The sequence below is a fragment of the Mesorhizobium sp. M7A.F.Ca.CA.001.10.2.1 genome, assembly GCF_003998575.1.
Taxonomy (GTDB): Bacteria; Pseudomonadota; Alphaproteobacteria; order Rhizobiales; family Rhizobiaceae; genus Mesorhizobium.
Window position 1 is genome coordinate 1 of the sequence record NZ_RZQY01000743.1, and the last position, 2,771, is coordinate 2,771.

General features: G+C 63.4%; 2 protein-coding genes and 1 pseudogene. 2 read left to right on the forward strand and 1 reads right to left on the reverse strand.

All coding sequences use genetic code 11. The features are described 5' to 3' along the window. Together EN964_RS31005 and EN964_RS31010 are read left to right on the forward strand one after the other, a co-directional pair. A pseudogene (locus EN964_RS31005) lies at nt 1-422 on the forward strand (radical SAM protein); the annotation flags it as partial. A gap of 2 nt (nt 423-424) precedes the next feature. Next, nucleotides 425-1,882: a UdgX family uracil-DNA binding protein gene (locus EN964_RS31010; RefSeq protein ID WP_127266495.1), complete on the forward strand. Its 1,458-nt coding sequence runs from the start codon at nt 425-427 to the stop codon at nt 1,880-1,882. Between the two features lie 62 nt (nt 1,883-1,944). Here the strand turns inward: EN964_RS31010 and EN964_RS31015 are convergent. After that, nucleotides 1,945-2,771: glycerate kinase (locus EN964_RS31015; RefSeq protein ID WP_164776114.1), on the reverse strand; the 827-nt coding region annotated here is incomplete at its 5' end.

The following is a 2,771-nucleotide window of genomic DNA, read 5'->3' on the forward strand; positions in this document are numbered from 1 at the left end:
TGCTGAAACCACCGCTGATGCGCGAACACCGGCTCTATCAGGCCGACTGGCTGATGCGGTTCTATGGGTTTTCGCAGCCGGAAATCCTCGCCGGGAGCAGCGACGGCATGCTCGATCTCGCCATCGACCCGAAGCTCGCCTGGGCGCTGCGCAACCGGGGGCAGTTTCCGGTCGACATCAACCGCGCCGACCGCGAAGCTCTGCTGCGGGTGCCGGGTCTCGGCACCAAGGTGGTGGCAAAGATTTTGGAGACGCGCCGGCATCGGCGCATGCGGCTCGAGGATGTCGGGCGGGTCTGCCAGTCGATCGCCAAGCTCAGGCCGTTCATCATCGCCGAAGGCTGGTCGCCTGGTGCGCTGACCGACAAGGCCGGCCTGCGCGACAGGATCGCCCCCTCCTGCGAACAATTATCGTTGTTCTGATCATGCGGCCAGCTGAACTTGATCTCGCCAGATACAGTGTACGGCTCGACAGCGAGACGGATTTTGCCGGCTGGCGTGACGCGGCACGGCGGCTGGCCCTGAATGAGGTCAGGCCCGAGGACGTCGGCTGGCATGTCGCGCCGGGCTCCGATCAGGCAGAATTGCCTGAAGTGCCTGCGGGCGCGCAACTCGCCGTGCCGCGCGACTTCATCGGGCATGCCGAAACGGCGTTCTGTCATTCCGATCCCGGCCGGTTTGCCTTTCTCTACCGCATGCTTTGGCGATTGCGCGATGAGCCTAAACTGCTGGAAATCGCGTCGGATCCCGACACCAGGCGGCTTGAGGCCATGGAAAAGGCGGTGCGGCGCGACAGCCACAAGATGCACGCCTTCGTACGCTTCCGGAAAATCGGCGACGGTGCCGATGAGCGCTATGTCGCCTGGTTCGAGCCGGATCATTTCATCGTCGAGCGCAACGCCGATTTCTTCGTCAGGCGTTTCACCGGCATGCGCTGGACGATCCTGACGCCCTATGCCTCCGCCGACTGGGATGGCGAAAGGCTGGCGATCGGGCCGGGCGCGGCCAAGGGCGATGCGCCTGATCAGGACGATACCGAGGCGCTGTGGCGCATCTATTTCGAGAACATCTTCAACCCGGCACGGCTGAAGGTGAAAGCCATGCAGAAGGAGATGCCGAAGAAATATTGGCGGAACCTTCCCGAGGCCTCGCTCATTCCAGACATGATCGCAGGAGCGGACAAGGCCGCCAAGGACATGATTGCGAAGATGCCGACAACACCCGCGCCGCACCACGCCAAGGTGCAGGCACGGCATTGGCCGAAGCAGCCCGCCGAAGCACCGGAAGATGATGCAGACACGATTCCCGAGTTGCGTGAGGTAGCGAAAGGCTGCCGCCGCTGCCCGCTGTGGCGCGACGCGACGCAGACCGTCTTCGGTGAAGGCCCCGACAATGCCAAGGTGATCTTCGTCGGCGAACAGCCAGGCGATCAGGAGGATCTCGCCGGCAAACCTTTCGTTGGTCCGGCCGGCAAGGTGTTCGATGCGATCCTGGATGATGCCGGTGTCGATCGGCAAAAGGTCTATGTCACCAACGCGGTCAAGCACTTCAAGTTCGAGCCGCGCGGCAAGCGCCGCATCCACTCCAAGCCGAATTCCGGTGAGATTCAGGCCTGCCGCTGGTGGATCGACCAGGAATTCGAGCTGATCAAGCCGAACCTCGCCGTGGCACTCGGCGCGACGGCGGCGATGTCGCTGCTCGGCAAGGCGATCCCGGTGACAAAGATGCGCGGACAAGTGATCGAGCGCGAGGACGGATTGCGCGTGTTCATCACCATCCATCCCTCCTTCATTCTGCGCATCCGCGAGTCCGCGGACAAGGAGGCTGAACGCGAACGGTTTCTGCAGGATATGAAGCTGGTGAAGCGGCTGATGGCCGCCTGATCAGTCTGTTTTCGCAATTCCGGACGGAAAACCGCTTCACACTTTTCCTGGAATTGCTTCAGCTACCTGATCAGAATCGCCCTGAGATCGTTGACATTCGTGCCGGTCGGGCCGGGTACGAAGAGATCGCCAACCGCGTTGAAGGCCGTCCAGGCATTGTTGCCGGCAAGCATGGCCTTGGCATCGACACCGGCCGAGCGCATGCGCGACACGGTCGAGCCATCGGCGAAGGCGCCGGCATTGTCTTCCGAACCGTCGATGCCATCGGTGTCGGCGGCCAATGCGTGGATGCCTTCGACGCCGTTGATGCCTATGGCGAAAGCCAGCAGGAATTCCGAGTTGCGGCCGCCCTTGCCTTTCGCCCGCAGGGTCACGGTTGTCTCGCCGCCCGATAAGATGAGCACCGGCTTCGAAAATGGTCGGTTGCGCGTCGCCACTTCGCGCGCGATCGCGGCATGGACGCCGCCCACCTCGCGCGCTTCGCCCTCGATGGCATCGGAGAGGATAACGGCCTCGACACCCTGCCGTTTCGCTTCCGCAGCGGCGGCTTCCAGCGATACCCCGGCCGAAGCGACCAGATGCACCTCGTTGCGCGAAAAACGCTCGTCGTCCGGGCTTGGCGCATCGGCGGCCGGCGAATTGATATGCGCCATCACCGAGGCCGGCAGTTTCATGCGATAGGCCGATATCGAGGCCAGCGCGTCGGCGCGGCTGCCTGTATCCGGTACGGTTGGGCCGGAGGCGACCATTGCCGGATTGTCGCCGGGAATATCGGAGACGATCAGCGACACCACCCTGGCCGGCCATGCGGCCGCTGCCAGCCTGCCGCCCTTGATGGTGGAAAGGTGCTTGCGGATGGTGTTCATCGCCGCGATCGGCGCACCAGAGG

Bases quoted from the DNA above. Each gene is read 5' to 3' on its own strand.
- EN964_RS31010 (WP_127266495.1), top strand. From the start codon at position 425: ATGCGGCCAGCTGAACTTGATCTCGCCAGATACAGTGTACGGCTCGAC.